The organism is Sorangium sp. So ce119 (assembly GCF_051524405.1).
Classification (GTDB): domain Bacteria; phylum Myxococcota_A; class Polyangia; order Polyangiales; family Polyangiaceae; genus Sorangium; species Sorangium cellulosum_G.
This window is the reverse complement of sequence record NZ_CP150310.1, coordinates 5,217,711-5,240,066: the sequence shown is the minus strand read 5'-3', so window position 1 is coordinate 5,240,066 and position 22,356 is coordinate 5,217,711. Positions and strand designations below refer to the sequence as shown.

Sequence of the window (22,356 nt, the reverse complement as noted above, 5' to 3'; positions counted from 1 at the left end):
CGGCGCGGCGCGCGGCGCGCGGGGCCGTCGAGGCGCGTCGCCGTTGAAGGCAGTTGCGCGCTCCGATAGCGTCGTGGTGCGACGATGGAGTGCCAGAACCTCACCCCATTCGACGCCCTGGCCTACAGCGCCCTCGATGCGCACGACGAGGAGCACCATGTCGTCGCGCTGAAGGCGGCTTACCGTCTCGTCCCCGGAGGGGGCGGGGAGGTGACCCACCGCTGCGAGCTCGCCCCGGACGACAGCGCGGGGAGGCTGCTCCTGCGCGACGCGTTCGAGGGGGAGGTGAACGCGTCGAGCGTCCGCGCCGAGAGCGACCTCTCGCCGTTCAAGCCGCGCTGCGACGTGCTCGTGCGCGCGACCGCGTGGGCACCCGGGGAGAAGCCCGCGGAGCGCTGGACGGCCCGGCTGCGCGTGACGGCGCCCGGCGCCGCGCACGCCGGTGGCGGCGCCGGCGCGCGCGACCTGCCGGGGCGCGCGCTCATCGACAAGACCCTCGAGGTGTGCGGGCCGCGGTGGTTCGAGCGCGTGGCGGACGGGTGGCAGCTCACCCGGCCCGAGCCGGCGGCGAGCGTGCCGGTGCGCTGGGAGCACGCCTTCGGCGGACGCAGCCTGGTGAGCGTCGAGCCCGGAACGGCGCCCCACCTCGACGAGGTGTGCTTCACGAACCCGGTCGGCCGCGGGTGGATGGAGGCGCGCTACCTCGACGCGCTGCGCGACGCCGGCGCGCCGGTGCCCGACCGCGTCGCGGCGCCGCAGATCGAGCGACCCGACAGCCGGGTGACACACCTCGCCGTTGCGTCGCACCCGCCCCACGCCGTCGAGGCCCCGCGGATGGCGGAGATCGCCGCGGACTACCCGTTCGCGCCCGCGGGCCTCGGGTGCGTGGGGCGCGCGTGGACGCCGCGGCTCCAGCGCGCGGGCACCTACGACGACGCGTGGGTGGCCGGCCGGCACCCCTTCCTCCCCGACGACTTCTCCTTCGCGTACTGGAACGCGGCGCCCGACGATCAGCAGATCCCGCACCCCGACCTCGGCCTGCGCGTCGAGCTCTGGAACCTCGCGCGCCCCGACGTCGCGCGCGACGGGCGCGTCGCGTTCGAGCTGCCGCCGCACCGGGCGTTCGTGATGGCCTGGATCGCGGGGCTGCCGGTGCCGGTGCCCGCGGCGCTCGACACGCTCTCGGTGGACGCCGAGTCCATGGTCGTGACGTGCGTGTGGCGGGCGCTCGTGGCGCGCGCGTTCGGGGTGCAGCGCATGGAAGCGCGCTTCGAGGTCGACCCGCGCGCTCCGCTCCTGAAGATGGAGGTCGGGCGTGGCTGAGAACGTCCTCTCGCGCAAGCAGGAGCCCTGGATGGCGGTGTCGTGCGCGCCCGACGTGTGCAAGACGCCGATGGGCTCGAGCACGCCGCCCGTGCCGTACAACGTGGTCTCCAGGCTCGCGCCCGCGCTCGACGCGAGCGAGGACGTGCACGCGAACGACGGGCGCGTGCAGAAGCACGCCATGACCGTGATGCCCACGACCGAGGGCGACGAGCCGGGCAGCGCCACGGGGGTCGTCAGCGGCACCGTGGGCCAGCAGAGCTGGTCGCAGACGCACAGCCCGAGCGTCCTGGTCAACTCGCACCCGGTCGTGCGCCACGACGACCTGGCGCAGATGAACGGCGACAAGGCGGCGCAGGACAAGGCGGACAAGCGGGCCCGCTACCTGTGCCGCAAGGAGCAGATCGAGGCGGGCAAGAACAGCGACGACCCGGCGACGCGCGAGGCCGCCGCGCGCTTCGAGCGCAACACCGTGGCCGCGGAGAAGGCCGCGCTCTCGGGCCACGCCTACGACCCCTCGAAGCCGGCGCCGACGGGCTGGCGCGACATCAGCGACGACCCCGAGGCGCTCGCGCGCTACGGGCTCACGCCCGGCGATCTGGACGGGAGCCGCCCCGACGCGACGCGGCTCTACGAGCCCGACCCCGACGTCTTCGGCGGCGATCAGCGGCCCACGGTGGCGTTCCGGGGGACGGAGGGCGGCGCGGACTGGAAGAACAACCTCGCGCAGGGGCTCAACATGGACTCGCCGTACTACCGCGACGCGGTGCGCGTGGGGAACACGCTCGGGAGCAGCGTGGACTACACGGGCCACTCGCTCGGCGGGGGCCTCGCGTCGGCCGCGGCGACGGCGGGCGGATCGCGGGGCTGGACGTTCAACGCGGCGGGCCTCAACCCGGGCACGGTGACGGGCTACGGCGGTACGGAGCGCCCGGCCGACATCGCCGCGTACCGCGTCCAGGACGAGGTGCTCACGGGCTTCCAGGAGCAGGGGTGGAAGGGCACCCTGGCCGCGTGGGCCGCCGGTGGCCTGTGGGGCGCCCTGGCCAAGGTGGGCCTGAGCGCCGTCATGCCGGACGCCGTCGGCACGAAGTACGAGCTGCCGGCGTCGAGCCTCGACCCCTACAACCGACACCTCATGCCCGACGTCATCAACGGCATCGAGAAGCAGAAGCAGGAAGACCAGCGGAAGATCGCCGAGAAGACCGGCAAGAGATGCTGAGCGGAGCCACCATGCGCGCGCCCGACCCCGACCGCTTCTTCCTCGGCCCGCAGCGCGAGCTCGCGCGGGCCATCGCGGCCGCCGACCTCGCGGCCGTCCGCGCGCTCGCGCCGGCGACGGACCTGAACACCCCCGGCGCCGAGGACATGACCCTGCTCGTGTTCGCGATGCACCGGGCGTCGGGGCAAGAGCCTGCGCGCTTGCAGATCGTGACCGAGCTCGTGCGCGCGGGCGCCGACGTGCACCACGTGGTGCCGCTCCTCTCGAGCGCCCTCGATCTGGCGATCCTCTCGAAGAGCCCGGCGTTCCTGCGGGCGATGCTGGACGGCGGCGTGTCGCCCGACGCGCGGGTCGGCCGCGGCCACACGCCGGCGCTCTTCCACGCGGCCGCTGAGGCCACGGTCGAGAACATGCGCCTCCTCCTCGACCGCGGCGCGGACGTGAACGCCCGCGACTCCCTCGGGACGCCCGCGATCACCTACGCGCTGCGCGCGCTGCAGCTCGATCAGGTGGAGGAGCTCCTCGACCGCGGCGCCGATCCCCGCGCCGTCAACCGCCTGGGACAGTCGTTCGCGCGCGTGCTGGAGGAGCTCATGGCGCGGCAGCTCCCGGGCTCGGCCGCGCTCCGGAGGATGGCGGCGATCCGCGACCGGATCGTGCGGGCGGGCCTGCGGTGGCCGCCCGACCCCCCCGAGGTGGAGCGCGAGCGCATGCGGCAGCGCGGCGAGGAGCCGATCGTCCCCGCCGGGCAGGCGCGGTGAGGTGACACCATGGCAGCCGGCAACACCATCGGGCGCATCGTCGGTCGGTCCCCTGCGCGCGCGGTGCCCGCGGAGCAGGCCAACCCCGCCGTGCAGCTCTTCCAGGGCGTCGCGCGGCTCGTGCCGATGTTGCCGCAGCTCGAGGGGCTCGTGCAGCAGCTCGCGGGCGGGGGGCGCGGCGGCGCGGCGGCGGGCGGCGGAGCGCGCGGGGTCGGGGCGGGCGCGCCGGTGCCCGGGGGCGTCGCGTCGGCCGAGGAGCTCGGCGCGCGCCTGACCGAGCTGGGCCGCCTGGTGCGGACGCCGCCCGAGGCGATGGACGGGCCCGCGCGGCCCGATCAGAGCCGGACGCGCCAGATCACCGAGGAGATATTGCGGCAGGCGATGGACGTGTCGGGGCCCCGCGGCCAGGCCGTCCACGCGCTCTCGCTCGGCGCGGCGCGGGAGCGGATCGAGGCGCTCGCGGCGACGGCCCCGTCACCGGCGCAGGCGGCGCAGGCCGTGGGCAACGCGCTGACGATGGCGCAGATGCGCGGCGCCAACGCGCCGGTGCTCGAGATGCTCCGGTCGGTGCTCGCGGGGCTCCAGCAGGCGTTGCGCCTGATCCAGGGCATCACGGGCAGGACGGACGGCGCGCAGATCCGGAAATAGGGTGTCCAGATGAGCGGCCGGGTGTCCAGATGAGCGGCCGGGTGTCCAGATGAGCGGCCGGGTGTCCAGATGAGCGGCCCGGGTGTCCAGATGAGCGGCCCGGGTGTCCAGAGGAGCGGCCCGGGTGTCCAGAGGAGCGGCCCGGGTGTCCAGAGGAGCGGCCCGGGCGCCCGATGAGTCAGATGAAGACGACGGGCTGCTCCCAGATCGCGAGGACGATGCAGCCCTCGGCGCTCGAGACGCTGTGTCGGGTGCCCGGCGTGTTCACCACGAGCGTTCCGGCGCGGTGGTGCCCGCGTTCGTCCGATTGCGAGCCCGCGAGCACGAGGATGTGCTCATGCCCGCGATGGACATGCTGCGGCACGGACGCGCCCGGCGCATAGCGCAGGAGCGCCGCCGAGGAGCCCGCGTCGCCGCTGCCGTAAAGACGGTGGATCTCGACGCCCTCCCGGAAGCGCCGCCACGGGACCGACTCCGGACGAGCGGCGAGCGCCGTCACATTCGCAATGATGAACGGCAACTGCACAGGTATCGAATCCCGCGTCGCTGCTGGATTTGAGGTTGTCATCGCCAACTCCAGTGTTGATCGAACATGCCACGACGTCGGCAGCGGGCTCAATGATTATTCAACGACGCGCGAACAATTCATGGACGGGAAAAGTTCCAGAAATGAAGAGGCGCGTACAGATCCAGGGTGTGAAGAGCACCCTGCGAACTCCTCTGCTCCCCTGGGCCGGCGCGCCGCGCGGAGCGCGCTTGCTCGCCCTCCTCCGTCCGCTGCTCCTCGCGCTCTCGCTGCTGCCGGCCGCCGCCTGCAGCAAGGAGGAGTCCAGCGAACAGCCGCTCACGGTGGGCTTCATCTACGTCGGCGCCCGGGATGACTACGGCTACAACCAGGCGCACGCGGAGGGCGCCGCCGCGGTCGCCAGGCTGGCCGGCGCGAAGACCCGCGAGGAGGAGAACGTCCCCGAGACCGTCGCCGTCCAGAAGACGATCGAGAGCATGATCAACCTCGACGGGGCGTCGGTGATCTTCCCGACGTCATTCGGTTACTTCGATCCGCACATCCTGAAGGTGGCAGAGAAGTTCCCGGACAGGACGTTCCTGCACTGCGGCGGTCTTTACGACGGGTCGAAGCACCCGAGCAACGTCGGCAGCTACTTCGGCTATATCGATGAGGCGGAGTACGTGTCCGGCATCGTCGCCGGGATGACGACGAAGAGCGGCAAGCTCGGGTTCATCGCGGCCAAGCCGATCCCGCAGGTGCTGCGCAACATCAACGCGTTCACGCTGGGGGTCCGGAGCGTGAACCCGGGCGCGACGACCGCCGTGATCTTCACCGGCGACTGGTCGATGCCCGTCAAGGAGGCAGAGGCGGCGAACAGCCTCATCGATCAGGGCGTCGACGTGCTGACGGCCCACGTCGACTCGCCCAGGGTGATCATCGAGCTGGCGGAGCGCCGCGGCGCCTTCAGCACCGGGTACCACACGAACCAGGCGACGCTCGCGCCCAGGGGGTACCTGACCGGGGCCGAGTGGAACTGGTCCAGGGTCTATACGGACTACATCGCGTCGATCCGCGAGGGGAAGCCGTATCCGCACCTCCTGCGCGGCGGCTTCAAGGAGGGGTTCGTCAAGCTCTCGCCGTACGGGCCCGCCGTCTCCGAGGAGGCGAAGAAGAAGGCCGAGGAGGCGAAGGCGAGGCTCACGGAGGGCACGCTCACCATCTTCAAGGGGCCAATCAAGGACAACGAGGGCAAGGTGGTCGTCGCCGAGACCGTCGAGCAGCAGCAGACCGACATCGTGCTCGAGAGCATGAATTATCTCGTGGACGGCGTCGTCGGATCCCTCCAGAAGTAGCGCCGCGCGCAAACGAGCGAGCGTCGAGCCGCCAGGACGCCAGGGACATCAAGAAGACGCGGAGAACCTCTCTTGGCGTCCCTGGCGTCCTGGCGGTTTTCTTCTTCTGTTCTCCCTCTCCGCCGATCAGAGCGCCGCAAGGACGGTGGTGGCCGGCGCGGTCCAGCCGACGATCGCCCCCTGGGCGCGGATCATCTCGAGGGTCGCCGCCTTGAACTCCGGGAAATAGCTCTCGGTGGCGTCCTCGATCAGCAGGCACTCGTAACCGCGGTCGTTCGCCTCGCGCATCGTGGTCTGGACGCAGACCTCGGTGGTCACGCCCGCGATGAGGAGCTGCGAGATGCCGAGCGACGCGAGCCTGGCGTCGAGCCCCGTCCGGTAGAAGGCGCCTTTCCCCGGCTTCGGCACGACGATCTCCCCGGGCGCGGGCGCGAGCTCGGGCACGAAGTCGTTGCCCGGCTCGCCCAGGACGAGGATGCGCCCCATCGGGCCGGCGTCGCCGATGCGCATGCCCGGAGCGCCCCGGTAGCGCTTCGCGGGCGGGCAGTCGGAGAGATCCGGCCGGTGGCCCTCCTTGGTGTGGAGGACCGGCAGGCCGCGCTCGCGGAACGCGTCGAGGAGGCGGCGGACCGTCGGCACGATGCGCTGGAGCCGGCGGACGTCGTTGCCGAGCGCCGCGCCGAAGCCGCCCGGCTCCAGGAAGTCGCGCTGCATGTCGATGACGAGCAGCGCCACCGACTCCGGCCCGGCGAGGCGGAACGGGTACGGCCTCGCCGCGATCTCGGGGGCCCGCGGCGTCACGCGTGCCCCGCCATCGCGCGGCCGATCTCGGCGACGTCGGCCGAGGCGATCGGCGACTCGTGGACGACGCGGCCCTCGCTCATCACGAGGACGCGATCGGCCATGGCGAAGATCTCGTCGAGGTCCGCGCTCACGAGGAGGACGGCCGTCCCGCGGTTGCGCGCCTCCAGGATGCGGGCGCGGATCTCGGCCACGGCCGCGAAATCGAGCCCGAAGCACGGGTTCGCGGCGATGAGGAGCTCGATGCGCTCGTCGCCGCCGGCCCCGAGCTCGCGCGCGAGGACCGCGCGCTGCACGTTCCCGCCGGAGAGCTCGCCGATCTTCGCGTCGACCGAGGGTGTCTTGACGGCGTACTCGGAGACGAGGCGCTCGGCCGACCGCCGCAGCGCAGCGCGGCTCACGCCCCAGCGGAGCCGGGTGAACGGGGGCGCGTCGAAGACGCGGAAGCCGATGTTCTCCGCGACGGTCATCGCCGGTACGCAGGCGTTGCGCAGCGGCTCCTCGGGCAGGCACCGCACGCGGTGCTCGCGGGTCTGCTCGCGGCCGGCGGCGTACGGCGCGTCGTGGACGAGCACCCTGCCGGACCGCGCGGCCCGCTGGCCCGCGAGCACCTCGACGAGCTCCTCCTGCCCGTTGCCCGAGACGCCGGCGATCCCGACGATCTCGCCGCGATGGACCGTGAGCGTCACGCCGTCGAGCGCCGGCCGGCCGCGATCGTCGCGCGCGGCGAGCGCCTCGACGCGCAGGACCGGCGCCCCGGCGGGCGCGTCGCTGCGCGCCGCCGGGACGCGCGCCGGCTGGGGGCCGACCATCATCTCGGCCATGGCCGCCGGCGTGAGGTCCCGGGCCTCGCCGCGGCCCGAGACCCGGCCGCGCCGCAGCACCGTGACCTCGTCGGCGAAGGCCATCACCTCGCGGAACTTGTGCGAGATCATGAGCACGCTGATCCGGCGCTCGTCGGCCATGCGCCGGAGCATCCCGAGCACCTCGTCGGCCTCCGCGGGCGTGAGGACCGAGGTCGGCTCGTCGAGCAGGATGATCCTGCTCCCGAGGTAGAGCTGCTTCAGGATCTCGAGCTTCTGCTTCTCGCCGGCGGCCAGCGAGCGCGCGGGCCGATCCGGGTCGATCTGGAACGGCATGCGCGCCATGAACGCGCGGATCGCGTCGCGCTCCGCGCGCCAGTCGATCACGAGCGGGAGCGACGGGCGCGCGAGGACGAGGTTCTCGGCGACCGTCATGTTCATGACCAGGGTGAAGTGCTGGTAGACCATGCCGATCCCGAGCGACTGCGCCTCGCGCGGGCTCCTGATGGACAGGGCGGCGTCGCCGACCCGCACCTCGCCCGCGTCGGCCGGGTGATAGCCCATGATGCACTTGACCAGCGTGCTCTTGCCGGCGCCGTTCTCGCCGAGGAGCGCGTGGAAGCTCCCGGGCGCGACGCGCAGCGAGACGTCGTCGAGCGCGAGCAGCGGGCCGAACCGCTTCGTGATCCCGGCGGCGGAGAGCGCGGGCGGCGGCGCGGGCGGGCCAGGATCGCCCGCGGCGGCGCGGGCGGGCCTCGCCGCCGGGCTCGAGAGGACGCGCGGGTCCATCACGACGACAGCGCCTCCAGGAGCGCGGCGGAGGTCGAGACCGCGCCGAACACGCCGTTCTGCATCTTGATCATCTTCAGCGCGGCGGCGTGGTTGCCGGGATCCGTGGCCGCGCAGCAGTCGGAGAGCAGGAGGCACTCGTAGCCGCGGTCGTTCGCCTCGCGCATCGTCGTGTGCACGCAGACGTCGGTCGTGATCCCCGTGAGGACGAGGTTCTCGACGCGGCGCTGGCGCAGGATGAGGTCGAGATCGGTCGCGCAGAAGGAGCCCTTGCCGGGCTTGTCGATCACCGGCTCGCCGGGCAGCGGCGCGAGCTCGGGGATGATCTCCCAGCCCGGCTCCCCGCGGACGAGCACCCGCCCGCACGGCCCCGGATCGCCGATGCCGACGCCCGTGCCGCGCCCGCCGTCGGTCCGGCGCGAGCGCCAGCGCTTGTTCGCCGGGAGATCCGAGAGGTCCGGCCGGTGCCCCTCGCGCGTGTGCAGGACGTGGAGGCCGCGGCGGCGCGCCTCCGCGAGCGCGCGCTGGATCGGCGCGACGCAGGCCCGCGTCAGCGAGATGTCGTATCCGAGCAGATCGATGTACCCGCCCTTGCCGCAGAAGTCGGTCTGCATGTCGATGACGATCAGGGCCGTGTTCTCGGGGCGGAGATCGCCGTTGTACGGCCAGGCGTAGGGGTCAGCGGCCACGTAGGTCATGCGTCGAGTCCTCCTGTGATCCAGCGTCTGGCGTCTCTTGCGTCTCGTTGCGTCGTCTGCGTCTCGTTGCGTCCTTCTCGGATGTTGCGCGCTCACCGCGCGAGCGTGAGCTCGGCGGGCTGGTCGGGCAGGGTCCTTGTCGCGGAGCTCGTGGCGACCATGAGCGCCAGCGTGACGAGGTACGGCGCGGCGTTGAAGAGGTGGTATCCCCAGGTGACGCCCACGGACTGGAGCGCCGGGCCGAGCGCGCTCGCGCCGCCGAAGAGGAGCGAGGCCCACAGGCAGCGCACCGGGTCCCAGCGGGCGAAGATGACCAGGGCGACCGCCATGAGGCCCTGTCCGCTCGACAGGCCCTCGTTCCAGCTCCCGGGGTAGAAGAGCGAGAGGAACGAGCCGCCGACGCCGGCGAGGAAGCCGCCGGCCATCGTCGCGCGCAGCCGGACCAGGTTCACGTCGACCCCCATCGCGCGGGCGCTGTCGGCGCTCTCGCCGACCGTGCGCAGCACGAGCCCGAGCCGCGTGCGGCGCAGCATCCAGAGCAGGAGCGGGGCGAGCGCGGCGCCGATGAGGAAGAGCGCGTTCACCTGGAGCGCGGCGCGGACCTGCGGGAGATCGCTGAAGAAGCCGAGCGAGATGGCGGGCAGGCGGGGGGCCGTCGGCCGGATGAGCGGCTTGCCGAGGAAGAAGGCGAGGCCGACGCCGAAGAGCATGAGCGCGATGCCGACGGCGATGTCGTTGACGCGCGGCTTCGCGCAGAGCCACGCGTGCAGCGCGCCGAGCGCCGCGCCGACGGCGCCGGCGGCGAGGACGCCGAGCCAGGCAGAGCCGGTGAGGTACGAGACGCCGTAGCCGCTCATCGCGCCCATGACGAGCGTGCCCTCGAGGCCGAGGTTCACGCGGCCGCTCTTCTCCGTGAGGCACTCGCCGAGGCTCACGAACAGGAACGGCGTGCTGATGCGGACGGCCCCGGCGGCGACCGCGAGGGGGATGCCCCAGAGCCCCAGCGCCCCGGCGTCGCCCATCACGCCACCGCCGATGCGGGCGCCGCCTGCGGGGCCGCGGGCGCGCGGGTGAGCCGGAGGCGGCCGCGGAGCGCCTCGCTCGCGAGGATCGCGAGGAACAGGATGCCCTGGAGCACGCTGACCGTGGCGTCGGGGAGCTGCGCGGCGCGCTGCACCAGGCCGCCGCTCGCGCCGATGCCGCCGAGCAGGAGCGCGACCGGCAGGATCGCGAGCGGGTGGTGGCGCGCGATGAACGCGACGAGGACGCCGGTGTAGCCGTAGCCGCTGACGAGCGACGCGTTGGCGCGGCCGTGGACGGCCGCGACCTCGACCATCCCGGCGAGCCCCGCGCACGCGCCGGCGAGCATGCAGGTGAGCACGACGAGGCGCCTGACCGGCAGGCCGGCGAGGAGCGCCGCGCGGACGTTGCCGCCGCTCATCGCCGCGGCGAAGCCGAAGGTCGTGCGGTGCATGAGCACGTAGCAGAGGGCGCAGGCGAGCACGCCGTAGGCGAGCCCCCAGTGGACCTCGACGCCGGGCAGGCTCCCGAGCGCGTTCATGGCGGCGATCGGCGCCGTCGACGGCTTGTTCAGGCTCGCGGGGTCGCGCAGCGCGCCCTCGACGAGGTGGTTCAGGATCGCGACGCCGACGTAGTTGAGGAGCAGGCTGCTGATCGTCTCGCTGACGCCGCGGTAGACGCGCAGCGCGCCGGCGAGGCCCACCCAGAGCGCGCCGGCGGCGAGCCCCGCGAGGAACATCGCGGCGAGCGCCGCGAGCGGCGGCGCGCGCCACGCCTGCGCGGCGAGCGCCGCCGACGCGGCCGCGAGCCCGCCCATGACGACCGCGCCCTCGCCGCCGATGACGATCAGGCCGAGGCGCGCCGGCAGAGCCGTGCAGAGCGCGGTCAGCATGAGCGGCGCGGCGCGCAGCAGGGTGTTCTGGAACGAGAACCACGTGCCGAAGGCGCCGCGGTACATCTCGTAATAGACACGCAGGGGGTTCGCCCCCTGGGTGGCCACGAAGGCGCCGAACACGAGGAGAGAGGCCGCGAGGGCCCCGACCGGGATGGCGATCGACTCGGCTGTCTCGCGCCCGAGCAGCCCGCGCGGAATGAGCTTCACGGCGCCGAGGATAAGGCCTCCACTATTTCCGGGGTTTTTCGGGGATCTTGCCGGTTGCCGCGCGGGGGCGCGGCGAGCGCCTACCGGGTCGCCGATCGGGCCGGCGATGCTGCGATGTGGTGGCCGCGGCGACCGCGAACGATCCGCACAGAGAGGCCGTCGTTCATCGGGTCTCGGCCTTGCACTCGGCGGGGGCGGTCCGGTGAGCCCCGACCTGGAGGTGTCTCTGGCATGCGGTTCGGCCGATCGATCCTGCTCCTCGTGGGCGCCAGCGCCCTGACAGCGCCTCGCGCGACGGGCGCCGCCGAGCTCACGTGTTCATCGAGCGCGACCCTCGAGGCGCTCGTCGCGTGCGTCCGCGACCAGATGCCTGGCAGGAGCTCGGGGATGTTCGTGGCCCCGAGCTTCACGGAGATGGACGCCTGGCAGAGCGTCGTCAGCGCCATGATGCACGGCGCGTGCGACTTCGTGCTCCCGCCCAGCCTGTGGTCGTTCGCGCGGGTCCGATCCTTCCGCGACGCGGACAACGGCCGCCCGTACTGTCTTCTCATGGAGACAGCCGACTGGAACGGGGACGGCGTCGTCGACCGCGGGTTCGGCGCGTTCATCGTGGACGCGTTCGCGGAGCGGGAGCTCAGCCATCAGGTGTCGCACCCGATCGCGGACGCAGGCACGGAGATCCAGGCCATCACCGTCTTCAAGGAGACCAGGTCCCGCACCTTCCTGCTGGCCGGCGCGCACCGCGACGCGATCGCGGGCGGCCGCTGGTTTCACGACCACTCGATGAGCTCGGACGTCGCCCACAACGCGGCGACCATGTTCCACACCGCCCACGCGGCGATCACGTCGTTTTACGGGTGGAAGCCGTGGTGGGCCGTTCAGTGGCACGGCATGGCAGAGAACACGTGCGAGAGCGTCGATGTGCACCTCTCTCACGGCGTGGACGCCGCCCCCGCGGCGGGCGACAAGATCCTGGAGCTGAGGAGCAACCTGCTCGCCCACCAGCCGACATGGCGGATCGGCGTCCCCGGCAGCCGGGCGTGCGCGCTGAATGCGACGACCAACGTCCAGGGGAGGCTCCTCAACGACGGCGCGCCGACCGGCTGGAACCGCGGCGGCTCGCCGAGCGGCTGGAACCACGGCGGCTCGCCGACAGGCTGGAGCTTCGGGCGCCCGGCCGCGGCCCACGCTCGGCGGTTCGTGCACATCGAGCAGCACCCCGGGGTCCGCGACGCGGACCGGTGGATCGCCGCCGTGCTGGCCACCTGGCCGTGAAGGGCCGCGCTCGGCGAGCAACCTGGCGCGGCGGCGGGCGAAGAGGCCGAATCGACGTTGAAGAGGTTCGCCCCTGGGTCGCCACGAAGGCGCCGAACCACGAGAGAGGCCGTGAGGGCCCCGCCGGGGATGGCCATCGACTCGGCTGCTTCGCGCTCGAGCAGCCCGCGCGCAATGAGCTCCACGCGCGTGCACGGTCGCCCATCGGGGCAGCGATGCTGCGGTGCGGTCGCCGAGGCTACCGCGAATGGACTGCACAGCCCGCTCGCTCGAGCGGCGGTCTCGGCCTTGCACTCGCCGCCGCCGACCCGTGATCGGTGATGTTGCTTGTCGACCGTCGCGCCGACCGTGAAGAACGCGGCGAGGGGGCGCTCACGTGAAAAGCCCGTGAGGGAGGAGCGCTCCGCGCGGCGTCCGGAGCGCCTCGTCACGCGCCTGCATGCGCAGCGCGCGTCTCGCGCGAGCGCCGGTCGGCCTCGCTCATGAACCCCTGTCTGGAGGTGTCTACATCATGCGGCTCAAACCAGCGATGTTGCTCATGCTCGGCGTCGGCGCTCTGATCTCGTCTCGCGCGGCGATGGCAGCCCAGCTCACCTGCTCGGCGAGCGCGACCCTCGAGGATCTGACGGTGTGCATCCGCGACCAGATGCCCCCCCGGGAATCGGGGATGTTCGTCGCCCCGAACTCCACGCAGATGAGCGCCTGGCGGAGCGTCGTTCGCGCGATGATGCGCGGCACGTGCAACACCGCGCTCCCGACGAGCCTGTCGTCGTTCATGCGGATCCGGTTGCTCCGCGACGCCGCCAACGGCCGCCGCTATTGCGTGCTCATGGAGACAGGCGACCAGGACGAGGACGGGTTCGTCGATCGCGGGACTGGCACCTTCATCGTGGACGCAGCCGCCGAGCGGGAGCTCAGCCACACGGCGCCGCACCCGCTCTCGGACATGACCACGGAGACGGAGGCGATCACCATCTTCAAGGAGACGAGATCCCGCTCCCTCGTGCTGGCCGGGACTCACCGCGACGCCAGCCTCGCCGTCAGCAACTGCCAGAGCTCGACGATGCTCTCGGACGTCGCCCACAACGTGGCGAACATGTTTCACGCGACCCACCTGGAGCTCGCGGCCCATTACGGACCGCGTCCGTGGTGGGTGATCTCGTGGCACGGCATGGCGGAGGACACCTGTCGGGCCGTGGATGTCCTCCTGTCCCACGGGATGGATGTCCCCCCCGTGGAAGGGGACAGGGCGCTGGAGCTCAGGAACAACTTGCTCGCCTATCACCCTGGATGGCGGGTCGGGCTCCCGGGCGGCGGCATGTGCTCGCTGAACGGGACGACCAACGTTCAAGGCAGGTACCTCAACGGTGTGCCGGCGAGCAGCGTCTGCGGCAGGCCCGCGGCGAGGTACAGCGGGCGCTTCGTCCACATCGAGCAGGATCCCGAGTTCCGGGATCCGGACAGCTGGATCGCCGCGGTGATGGACACCTGGCCCTGACGCTCGGCCCCGACGCCATCGTCGGCCCGGAGCGTGGGCCGCGCTCCGGGCTGCCTCTGCGCGCTGGGCGGACACCGCGTCCCGGGGCTCCCCGAGCGTGTCTCGCCTGCCACAGGGGGGCGCGCCGCCCGCGGCGGATAGGCCTCTTGCGGCCACGGCATTCCCGTTGCTCAGTCGCGGCGACATGCCCGCCGCCCCGCGCCTCCGGTTCGCGCCCGCCGCCCTCGCCGCCATCGCCTTCAGCCTCGCGTGCGTGCAGGGCGCGCGCGCTCCCAACGTCCCGCCCCGCGGCACGCTCGCCCCGGGCGCGCTCGACCCGGGCGGCAAGGCCGCGGAGGGGCCGTTCGCGGTGGTGTTCGGCGCGCCCCGCGGGCAGACCACGAGCCCCGCCGAGATCAGCCTCGTGTTCAACCGGCCGATGCGGCCGCTCGACCTCGCCGCCAGCGAGGCCGCCGCCCCCGCGATCCTGAAGCCGCCCGCGCCGGGGCAGTGGCGCTGGGTCGGCACGAGCGGGCTCACGTTCGCCCCTCAGGGACACCTGCCGCGCGGCACCGCGTTCACCGTCGAGGTCCCGGCGGGCACCAGGGCGCTCGACGGCAGCGCGCTCGCCGAGCCGTACGTGCTCACCTTCCGCACCGAGCTGCCGAAGGTCGCGCGCGTCGAGCCGTGGTCGGGCAAGGACGACCTCAAGCCGGAAGCGCGGTTCGAGCTCCGGTTCAACCAGCCCGTCGACACCGCCGAGGTCGCGCGGAGCGTGTCGCTCACGGCCGGCGGCCGCGCGGCCAAGGTGGCGTTCGACGTCCGGCGCCCCGACCCGAAGAACGAGCTGCTCGCCGAGATCGTCCCGCGCGCCCCGCTGCCGCGCGACAGCGAGATCGAGATGGTCGTGGCCCGGAGCCTCCGCGGCCGCGAGGGGCCGCTGCCCGCCGGCGAGGAGCAGCGGTTCTCGTACCGCACCTACGGGCCGCTGCGGCTCATGAGCCCGCAGTGCGATCGCGACACGCCGCAGCAGCGCTGCGCGGCCGAAGGCGGGTTCACGCTCCTCTTCTCGAACCCGGTGCGGTTCGCGGACGCGAAGCGGGCGATCTCGGTGGAGCCCGCCGTGAAGCCGAGGTGGCCGTCGTGGATCCAGGACGACGAGTTCACGAGCCACATCCCCGTCGGCGGCGCCTTCGCGCCGGGGCGCAGCTACGAGGTGCGCGTCGCCGCCGGGCTGCGCGACCAGCACGGGCAGGCGCTCGCGGGCGCTGTCTCCCAGCAGATCGCGTTCGGCGACCGCTGGCCCGAGGCGCAGATCGGGCTCACCGGGAGCGTGTTCGAGCCGGCGCAGCGGCGCGAGATCCCGGTCGTGTCCGTGAACGTGCGCGAGCTCTCGCTCGCGGTCGGCGCGATGACCGAGGAGGCGGTGCTCGCGCTGGAGGCCGACCCGAATAGCCCGGGGCGGAGCCCGAAGATGAGCGAGATCGCGGCGCTGCCCTCCGGCAAGCAGTCCGCCCTGCGCCCGGCCGCCGCGACGAACGCGCCGGCGACGCACCTCGTGCGCGCCGCCGAGGTGCTGGGCGGCGAGGGCAAGCGCGGGCCGCTGGCGATCGGGATCAGCTACACGGCGCGGCCCGGGACGCGGCACGCGCGCACCTCCTCCCAGGCGGTGATCGCGCAGGTGACCGACCTCGGGATCAGCGCGAAGGTGTCGCCGCACGGCTCGATCGTGTGGGTGACGCGGCTGTCGACGGGCGCGCCGGTCGCGGGCGCGAGCGTGTGGATCAGGACCCCGGGCGCGCCCGCGCCCGCGCCGGTGGTCACCGACGCCGAGGGGTTCGCGACCGTCCCCGAGGCGGTGTACCGGCCAGAGACGGCGTCCCGGCCGGAGCGCGGCGTGATCTTCGCGCGCGCGGGCGAGGACTGGACGTACCGCCGCGTGGCCGACGCGCTGAGCGGGTGGCGCTTCGGCGCGCCGTCGGACTTCGGCGAGGCGCGCCCGTTCGGGATGGTGTTCTCCGATCGCGGCATCTACCGGCCGGGCGACACCGTGCGCGTGAAGGGGATCTTCCGCGAGGAGGCGGCGCGCGGGACGAGGACGCCGGCCGGCAAGAGCGTCGCGTTCAAGGTCGAGGGGCCCGACGGCGAGGCGCTCGTCTCGCTGACGCCGGCGCTCGGCCCGTTCGGCACGTTCTCGGCCGACGTGAAGATCCCGGAGACGGCGCGCCTCGGCACGTACAGCCTCGCCGCCACCGTCCAGGGGGGCGAGGCGGGGTGGCCGGACGTGACGGGCAGCGTCGAGGTCGCCGAGTACCGGCCCGCCGAGTTCAAGGTCAGCGTCGAGAGCGACCGGCCGAGCTACGTGCGCGGCGACAAGGCGCGCTGGGTCGCGCGCGGCGACTACCTGTTCGGGGCGCCGATGACGAACGCGGAGGCCAGGCTCTCGGTGACGCGCGGCCGGGCCGCGTTCTCGCCGCCGGGGATCGAGGGCTTCACGGTGCGCGAGGACGAGCTCACGGACGCGTTGCCGGACCGGTCGCCGCGCGAGTACGAGGTGCAGAGCGGGCGCGACCGGCTCGACGCGGCAGGGCAGGCGGCGATCGGCGCGACGCTCGCGATGCCCGGGCAGCGCGGGACCGAGCTCGTGACGTGCGAGGCCGAGATCACCGACGTCTCGCGGCAGGCGATCGCGGGCAGCTCGACGGCGCTCGTGCACCCGGCGGAGTTCTACGTCGCGCTCAAGGAGCCCGAGCGCTTCGCGAAGGCGGGCGACGTGCTCCGGCCGGAGATCCTCGCCGTCGATCCGAAGGGGGCGCGCGTCGCGCAGGTCGCCGTGCGGGTGGAGCTCATCCAGCGGACGTGGACGCTCGCGCGCGAGGAGAGCGGCAGCGCGTACCGCAGCGTGAGCACGCCGGTCGACAAGGTCGTCGCGCGCTGCGGCGTGACGACCGCGACGGCGCCGCGGAGCTGCGAGCTCACGGTCCCCTCCGGGGGGTATTACCTCCTGCACGCGACGGCCAAGGACCGCCGGGGCAACCCCGTCGGCGCCGCGACCGGCGTCTACGCGCTCGGCGAGGGCGGCGGCGGCTTCGGCGACAGCGACCAGCTCCAGGTCGAGCTCGTGCCCGACCGCGACAGCTACGAGGTGGGGCAGACCGCGCGCGTGATCGTGAAGTCGCCGTTCGCCTCGGCCGACGCGCTGGTCACGGTCGAGCGCGCCGGGATCGCCTCGCGGCGGAGGGTGAAGCTGTCGGGAGCGATGCCGGTGATCGACGTGCCGATCACGGACGACCTCCGACCGAACGCGTTCGTCTCCGTGCTGCTCCTGCGCGGCCGCACGAGGCCGCCGCCCGCGCCGGGCAAGGGCGGGGCGGCGGGGCCCGACGTCGGCGCGCCGGCGTTCCGCCTCGGGTATGCGCCGCTCCGCGTGAACCCCGAGGCGCAGCGGCTCGCGGTGAGCGTCCGCCCGGACAAGGCGGACGCGCGGCCCGGCGACCCGATCCGCGTGGACGTCGACGTCCGCGACCGCGGCGGCCGGCCCGCCCGCGCCGAGGTCACGCTCTACGCGGTGGACGAGGGCGTGCTGTCGCTGACCGGCTACGAGACGCCGGATCCGATCCCCGTGTTCGGCGCGCCGCGCAGCCTGAAGGTGGCGACGATCGAGACGCGCGAGGCGCTCGCCCGCGTGCGCAACCCGTTCGCGGATCTCGGCGCCGACAAGGGGCGCGCGGGCGGCGGCGGCGCCGCGGGCGGCACGGGCGTGCGCCGCGACTTCCGCCAGAGCGCGTACTACCACCCCGCGCTGGTCACCGACGCGTCCGGCAAGGTGAACGCGAGCTTCAAGCTGCCCGACTCGCTCACGACGTACCGGGTCATGGCGGTCGTCGTCGCGGAGGACGATCGGTTCGGCTACGGCGAGTCGCGCGTGACAGCGAGCCAGAAGCTCATGGCCCGGCCGGCGCTGCCGCGCTTCCTGCGCGCCGGCGACGCGATCGACGCGGGCGTGGTCGTGACGTCGAAGGGGCTCGCGAAGTCGACGGTCGAGGTGGAGGTCGCCGCGTCGGGGCTCACGCTCTCGGGGAGCGCGAAGCGCGCCGTCGAGCTCGCGCCGGGCGCGTCGACGGAGGTCCGCTTCGCGATGTCGGCCCCGCGGGCCGGCCCGGCGACGCTGCGCTTCCGGGCGGCCGGCGGCGGCGCCGAGGACGTCGTCGAGGTGACCCGCGAGATCAAGGCGCCCATGTCGCCCGAGGCCGTCGCGCTCTACGGCGACACGACCACCGCGAGCGCGGAGCGGCTCGGCGATCTGTCGGCGATCCGCGACGACACCGGCGGGCTCACGGTGAGCCTCGCGCCGACGGCGCTCGTGGGCCTCGGCGGCGGGGTGGAGCAGCTCCTCGAGTACCCGTACGGGTGCACCGAGCAGCTCACGAGCCGCATGGTGCCGCTCCTGTCGCTGCGCGACCTCGCGAAGGCCTACGGGATCGCGCTGCCGCAGAACCTCGCGGCCGTGATCGGCAAGACGGTCCGCGAGATCCTGTCGCACCAGCGCGGCGACGGCGGCTTCGGCTTCTTCGCCGAGTCGGACAGCCCGGATCTCTGGACGACCACGTACGCGCTGTGGGGCCTCACCGAGGCGAAGCGCTACGGGGTCGCGGTGCCGGCGGACGCGGTGGAGCGCGCGGTCTCGTTCGTGCGATCGAGGCTCAACGAGGCCGGCGACGATCCGATGCTGCGGGCGACCTCGCCGTTCATCCTCGACGTCCTCGCGGCGAGCGGCGCGCCCGACCCGGGGCGCGCGAGCCGGCTCTTCGAGGAGCGCGAGAAGCTGCCGCTCTTCTCGAAGGCGCTCCTCGCGCACGCGATGGTGATCGGCAAGAGCGACAGGGCGGCCGTGGACGAGCTCGTGCGCGAGATGGAGGGGTCGCTGCGCCTCGACGGACCCATCGCGCGGGCCGTCCACAACCACGGCGACGCGTACGCGGTCCTCATGGACTCCGAGGCCCGCACCTCGGCGCTCGTGCTGCGCGCGCTGCTCGCCGCGCGGCCTTCGCACCCGCTCGCGCCGCGGCTCGCGGCGGGCCTGCTCGCGGATCGGCGCGGGGGGACGTGGCGCAGCACGCAGGAGACGGCGTGGGCGCTGCTCGCGCTCGACAAGTACCGGAAAGCACAGGAGAAAACGGCGCCCGACTTCGACGCGCGGGTGTTCCTCGGGGAGGTCGAGCTGTTCTCGGCGCCGTTCCACGGCCCGACGACCGAGCAGGTCAAGACGTCGATCCCCGCGGCGCGGCTCGCGAGCGCCGGCGGCGCGCCGCTCGCGTTCGCCGTCGACGGGCGCGGCCGGCTGTTCTACGAGGCGCGGCTCCGGTACGCGCGCAAGCAGCTCCCGGCGACGCCGCTCGACCGCGGGTTCTATATCGAGAAGTCGCTCCGCGCGATCGCGCCCGAGGACCTCGCGGCCGTGGTCGGCGGCGCGGCGCCCGCCGGCGCTGCGCCGGGCGCGGCGCCCTCGTCGCTGGCCTTCGCCGGCGGCGACCTCGTGCTCGGCGAAATCGTCGTGGTGACGCCCTCGCCGCGCGACTTCGTTGTGATCGACGACCCGCTGCCGGCCGGCCTCGAGGCGGTCGACGCGCGGCTCGCGACGTCCGCGCGCTCGCTCGACGTCGACGCGGCGGAGGCCGCGGCGCACGACGCCGACGCCGACGTCGACCATGACGATCTGCGCGCGACCGGCCGCCTGTACGACCCGAGCCGCTTCGTGCGCGAGATCCGCGACGACAGGGTGCTGTTCTTCGTCGATCACATGGCCGCCGGGATGTACCGGTACCGGTACCTCGCGCGCGCCACGACGCTCGGCTCGTTCGTGGTGCCGCCCGCGCGCGCCGAGGAGATGTACAGCCCCGAGGTCTTCGGCCGGACGGGCGCCATCTCGGTCAAGGTCTCGACCCGGGGGACGGACGCGGCGGCGCGTCCGCGCTGATCCGTGGGCGCGCCCTCTCCGCCGTGGACCGGCCGGCTCGCGCGGTGGCTCGCGCGCCTCCGCCCGCGCTCGCCCCTGCGCCTGCGCCTGCGCCGCGCCGCGCAGATCGCGCTCGCGGTCGCGGCCCTGCCGTGGCTCCTGCTCGCCGTCGTCGCGGCGCTGACGCCGCTCCCGCCGGAGCTCCGGGCGGCCGAGGATCGCGCCGTGTCCACGGTGCTGCTCGATCGCCACGGCACCGTGCTGCGCGAGCTCCGCGCCGGCGACGGCGCGCGCGCGCGCTGGCTGCCGCTCGCCGAGGCCGGCGATCGCATCCAGCGCGCGCTCCTCGCCGCGGAGGACCGGCGGTTCGCGCGCCACCCCGGCGTCGATCCGATCGCGATCGCGCGCGCGATCGGCCAGCTCGCGGCGGAGCGGCGCGTCGTCTCGGGCGCGTCCACGATCACGCAGCAGCTCGCCCGCGCGCTCGTGCCGCGCCCCCGCACGGCGCGCGGCAAGCTCGGCGAGATGGCGCTCGCGCTGCGCATCGAGGCGTCGCTCTCGAAGCGCGAGATCCTCGAGCAGTACCTGAACCGCGTCGCGTTCGGCCCGGGCCTGCGCGGCGTCGAGGCGGCGAGCCGCTTCTACTTCGACAAGCCCACCGCCGACCTCTCGCTCGCCGAGGCCGCCGCGCTCGCCAGCATGCCGCGCGGCCCCGCGCTGTACGACCCGCGCCGCGGCACGGGGCCGCTCGAGCGCCGCAGGAACCGCGTCCTCGATCGCATGCTCGCGGCCGGCCTCGCCGGCGAGGCCGAGGTGGCCCGCGCCCGCGCGGAGCCCATCGCGCTCGCCCCGAAGGGGGGCGGCCTCGGCGCGCCGCACCTCGTCCGCGCGGTGCTCGGCGGCGCGCTCGGCGACGGCGCCGGCGCGGCGCCGCTGCGCGGCCGGGCGAGCGCGATCACCCTGACGATCGACCGAGGCCTCCAGCGCGAGATCGAGGTCCTCGCGCAGCAGACCGTCCGCGGCCTCTCGGACCGCGACGTCGGCGCCGCGGCGGTGGTCGTCCTCGAGAACGCGACCGGCGAGATCCTCGCGTACGTCGGCTCGCACGACATCGACGACGTCGCCGGGCTCGGCCACAACGACGGCGTCCTCGCGCTGCGCCAGCCGGGCTCGGCCCTGAAGCCGTTCGTTTACGAGCTCGCCATGGAGCAGCTCGGCTTCACCGCCGCGACCGTCCTGCCCGACGTCGAGCTCTCGTTCCCGACCGCGGACGGCAGCTACGTCCCGCGGAACTACGACGGGCGCTTCCACGGCCCGGTCCGCCTGCGGGACGCGCTCGCCAGCTCGTACAACGTCCCGGCGGTCTGGACGGCGGCCGCGCTCGGCCCCGATCGCGTGCTCGCGCGGCTCCGGGAGCTCGGCCTGGGCTCGCTCGACGGCGCGCCGTCGCGCTACGGCGTCGCGATCGCGCTCGGCGACGGCGAGGTCCGCCTCCTCGATCTCGCGAACGCCTACGCCACCCTCGCGCGCGGCGGGATCTACCTGCCGGTGCGCGCGGTCGCGGAAGCGCCGCCCGCGCCTCCCGAGCGCGACACGCCCGTCGCTGTGGCGCCGTCGTCGAGCGCGCCTCCCGGGCGCGGCGCGCGCGTCCTCGACGCCGCGCGCGCCCGGGTGATCACCGACATCCTCGCCGACGACAAGGCGCGGCTCGCGTCGTTCGGCGAGGGCAGCGCGCTCGCCCTGCCGTTCCCGGTGGCCGCGAAGACGGGCACGTCCAAGGGGTTCCGCGACAACCTCGCGGTCGGCTTCACGCCCGACGTCACGGTCGCCGTCTGGGTCGGCAACTTCGACGGCTCGCCCATGGGCGGCATCAGCGGCATCACCGGCGCGGGCCCGCTGTTCCGCGACGCCATGCTCGCCGCCGCGCGCGTCCGGCCGCCGCGCCCCTTCGACGCGCCCGATCCCGACCTGCTCGCCGAGGTCGAGGTCTGCAGCCTGTCCGGCATGACGCCGACCGCCGCGTGCCCGCACCGCCGCCGGGAGCTCCTCCCGCGCGGCGACGCCGCGGCGCTCTCGCCGTGCGACATGCACGAGATCGTGCGCGTCGATCGCCGCAACGGCCTGCGCGCCGGGGCCTGCCCCGCCGCGGCGGTCGAGGAGCGCGTCTTCGAGCGCCACGACGCCGAGCTCACCGCGTGGGCGCGCGCCGCCGGCCGGCCCGTCGCCCCCGACGAGGTCTCGCCCCTCTGCGGCGCGCTCCCCGGGCGCGACGGCGCGGCGCAGGCCGGCGCGCGCGTCCGCGTCGCGTACCCGCCCGACGGCGCCCGGTTCGTCCTCGACCCCTCGGTCAACTCGCTGCAGGCCATCCGCCTCCGCGCCGACGTCCCCGCGGGCGTGCGCCGCGCGCGCTTCGTGCTCGACGGCCGCCCGATCGAGGTCGGCCCGCCGTTCGCGCTCGACTGGCCGCTGGTCGCCGGCGCGCACCGGCTCCGCGTCGAGGCGGACGGCGCCTCGGCCGGCGAGGAGATCGCGTTCTCGGTGGAGTGAGCGGCGGGGGAGGGCTTCGTGTGTCGGCGGGGAGGGGAGCGCCCCGTCCCCGCCTTCACGCTGCGGCGGGAGCG

Annotated in this window: 15 protein-coding genes; 9 read left to right on the top strand and 6 right to left on the bottom strand. The window is 74.0% G+C overall.

Annotated elements, in window-relative coordinates:
* Positions 1-84 precede the first annotated feature (84 nt).
* From WME76_RS19630 to WME76_RS19615, 4 genes are read left to right on the top strand one after another with little or no spacing between them, the layout of a single operon-like run.
* Positions 85-1,323, top strand: coding sequence for a DUF2169 family type VI secretion system accessory protein (locus WME76_RS19630; protein WP_437961609.1), 1,239 nt, complete (start codon positions 85-87; stop codon positions 1,321-1,323).
* Positions 1,316-2,545 carry a DUF4150 domain-containing protein gene (locus WME76_RS19625; protein WP_437961608.1) on the top strand — a complete coding sequence of 410 codons (1,230 nt, stop codon included), beginning with the start codon at positions 1,316-1,318 and terminating at the stop codon, positions 2,543-2,545. The genes WME76_RS19630 and WME76_RS19625 overlap by 8 nt, the downstream gene beginning before the upstream one ends.
* Positions 2,539-3,306: an ankyrin repeat domain-containing protein gene (locus WME76_RS19620; RefSeq protein ID WP_437961607.1), complete on the top strand. Its 768-nt coding sequence runs from the start codon at positions 2,539-2,541 to the stop codon at positions 3,304-3,306. Before WME76_RS19625 ends, WME76_RS19620 begins: the two co-directional genes overlap by 7 nt.
* 9 nt (positions 3,307-3,315) lie before the next feature.
* On the top strand, positions 3,316-3,954 hold the full coding sequence (locus WME76_RS19615) for a hypothetical protein (RefSeq protein WP_437961606.1): 639 nt from the start codon (positions 3,316-3,318) through the stop codon (positions 3,952-3,954).
* A 178-nt stretch (positions 3,955-4,132) separates the two neighbouring features.
* Here WME76_RS19615 and WME76_RS19610 read toward each other — a convergent pair whose 3' ends face one another.
* The gene (locus WME76_RS19610; RefSeq protein WP_437962132.1) at positions 4,133-4,474 is read right to left on the bottom strand and encodes a cupin domain-containing protein; all 342 of its coding nucleotides are present in this window, start codon (positions 4,472-4,474) and stop codon (positions 4,133-4,135) included.
* A gap of 149 nt (positions 4,475-4,623) precedes the next feature.
* Between WME76_RS19610 and WME76_RS19605 the strand changes: the two genes are divergently transcribed.
* Positions 4,624-5,814 carry a BMP family ABC transporter substrate-binding protein gene (locus tag WME76_RS19605; RefSeq protein WP_437961605.1) on the top strand — a complete coding sequence of 397 codons (1,191 nt, stop codon included), beginning with the start codon at positions 4,624-4,626 and terminating at the stop codon, positions 5,812-5,814.
* A gap of 126 nt (positions 5,815-5,940) precedes the next feature.
* On the opposite strand, the gene WME76_RS19600 is transcribed toward WME76_RS19605, so the two are convergent.
* The 5 genes from WME76_RS19600 to WME76_RS19580 form a co-directional block, all read right to left on the bottom strand.
* Positions 5,941-6,615, bottom strand: coding sequence for a cysteine hydrolase family protein (locus WME76_RS19600; RefSeq protein ID WP_433937672.1), 675 nt, complete (start codon positions 6,613-6,615; stop codon positions 5,941-5,943).
* Complete coding sequence (locus WME76_RS19595; protein WP_437962131.1) at positions 6,612-8,207, bottom strand: ABC transporter ATP-binding protein; 1,596 nt, start codon at positions 8,205-8,207, stop codon at positions 6,612-6,614. The genes WME76_RS19600 and WME76_RS19595 overlap by 4 nt, the downstream gene beginning before the upstream one ends.
* Entirely contained in the window at positions 8,207-8,905 is a 699-nt protein-coding gene (gene biuH / locus WME76_RS19590; RefSeq protein ID WP_437292236.1) for a biuret amidohydrolase, read from the bottom strand. The genes WME76_RS19595 and biuH overlap by 1 nt, the downstream gene beginning before the upstream one ends.
* A 92-nt stretch (positions 8,906-8,997) precedes the next feature.
* On the bottom strand, positions 8,998-9,927 hold the full coding sequence (locus tag WME76_RS19585) for an ABC transporter permease (protein ID WP_437961604.1): 930 nt from the start codon (positions 9,925-9,927) through the stop codon (positions 8,998-9,000).
* Positions 9,927-11,027 carry an ABC transporter permease gene (locus WME76_RS19580; protein WP_437961603.1) on the bottom strand — a complete coding sequence of 367 codons (1,101 nt, stop codon included), beginning with the start codon at positions 11,025-11,027 and terminating at the stop codon, positions 9,927-9,929. The genes WME76_RS19585 and WME76_RS19580 overlap by 1 nt, the downstream gene beginning before the upstream one ends.
* A 231-nt stretch (positions 11,028-11,258) precedes the next feature.
* On the opposite strand from WME76_RS19580, the gene WME76_RS19575 reads away from it, so the two are divergent.
* The 4 genes from WME76_RS19575 to pbpC all read left to right on the top strand — a co-directional run bounded on the left by WME76_RS19575 (position 11,259) and on the right by pbpC (position 22,282).
* Positions 11,259-12,302: a hypothetical protein gene (locus tag WME76_RS19575; protein WP_437961602.1), complete on the top strand. Its 1,044-nt coding sequence runs from the start codon at positions 11,259-11,261 to the stop codon at positions 12,300-12,302.
* A 511-nt stretch (positions 12,303-12,813) separates the two neighbouring features.
* Positions 12,814-13,800, top strand: a complete 987-nt coding sequence (locus tag WME76_RS19570; RefSeq protein WP_437961601.1) for a hypothetical protein — start codon at positions 12,814-12,816, stop codon at positions 13,798-13,800.
* Between the two features lie 184 nt (positions 13,801-13,984).
* Positions 13,985-19,756, top strand: a complete 5,772-nt coding sequence (locus tag WME76_RS19565; protein WP_437961600.1) for an Ig-like domain-containing protein — start codon at positions 13,985-13,987, stop codon at positions 19,754-19,756.
* Between the two features lie 3 nt (positions 19,757-19,759).
* On the top strand, positions 19,760-22,282 hold the full coding sequence (pbpC, locus tag WME76_RS19560) for a penicillin-binding protein 1C (RefSeq protein ID WP_437961599.1): 2,523 nt from the start codon (positions 19,760-19,762) through the stop codon (positions 22,280-22,282).
* Positions 22,283-22,356: the final 74 nt, after the last annotated feature.

What these genes read in the sequence shown, in the direction of transcription:
- WME76_RS19630 (WP_437961609.1), top strand. Translation starts at nt 85, where the DNA reads ATGGAGTGCCAGAACCTCACCCCATTCGACGCCCTGGCCTACAGCGCC.
- WME76_RS19620 (WP_437961607.1), top strand. Translation starts at nt 2,539, where the DNA reads ATGCTGAGCGGAGCCACCATGCGCGCGCCCGACCCCGACCGCTTCTTC.
- WME76_RS19615 (WP_437961606.1), top strand. Translation starts at nt 3,316, where the DNA reads ATGGCAGCCGGCAACACCATCGGGCGCATCGTCGGTCGGTCCCCTGCG.
- WME76_RS19605 (WP_437961605.1), top strand. Translation starts at nt 4,624, where the DNA reads ATGAAGAGGCGCGTACAGATCCAGGGTGTGAAGAGCACCCTGCGAACT.
- WME76_RS19595 (WP_437962131.1), bottom strand. Translation starts at nt 8,207, where the DNA reads ATGGACCCGCGCGTCCTCTCGAGCCCGGCGGCGAGGCCCGCCCGCGCC.
- biuH (WP_437292236.1), bottom strand. Translation starts at nt 8,905, where the DNA reads ATGACCTACGTGGCCGCTGACCCCTACGCCTGGCCGTACAACGGCGAT.
- WME76_RS19585 (WP_437961604.1), bottom strand. Translation starts at nt 9,927, where the DNA reads ATGGGCGACGCCGGGGCGCTGGGGCTCTGGGGCATCCCCCTCGCGGTC.
- WME76_RS19575 (WP_437961602.1), top strand. Translation starts at nt 11,259, where the DNA reads ATGCGGTTCGGCCGATCGATCCTGCTCCTCGTGGGCGCCAGCGCCCTG.
- WME76_RS19570 (WP_437961601.1), top strand. Translation starts at nt 12,814, where the DNA reads ATGCGGCTCAAACCAGCGATGTTGCTCATGCTCGGCGTCGGCGCTCTG.
- WME76_RS19565 (WP_437961600.1), top strand. Translation starts at nt 13,985, where the DNA reads ATGCCCGCCGCCCCGCGCCTCCGGTTCGCGCCCGCCGCCCTCGCCGCC.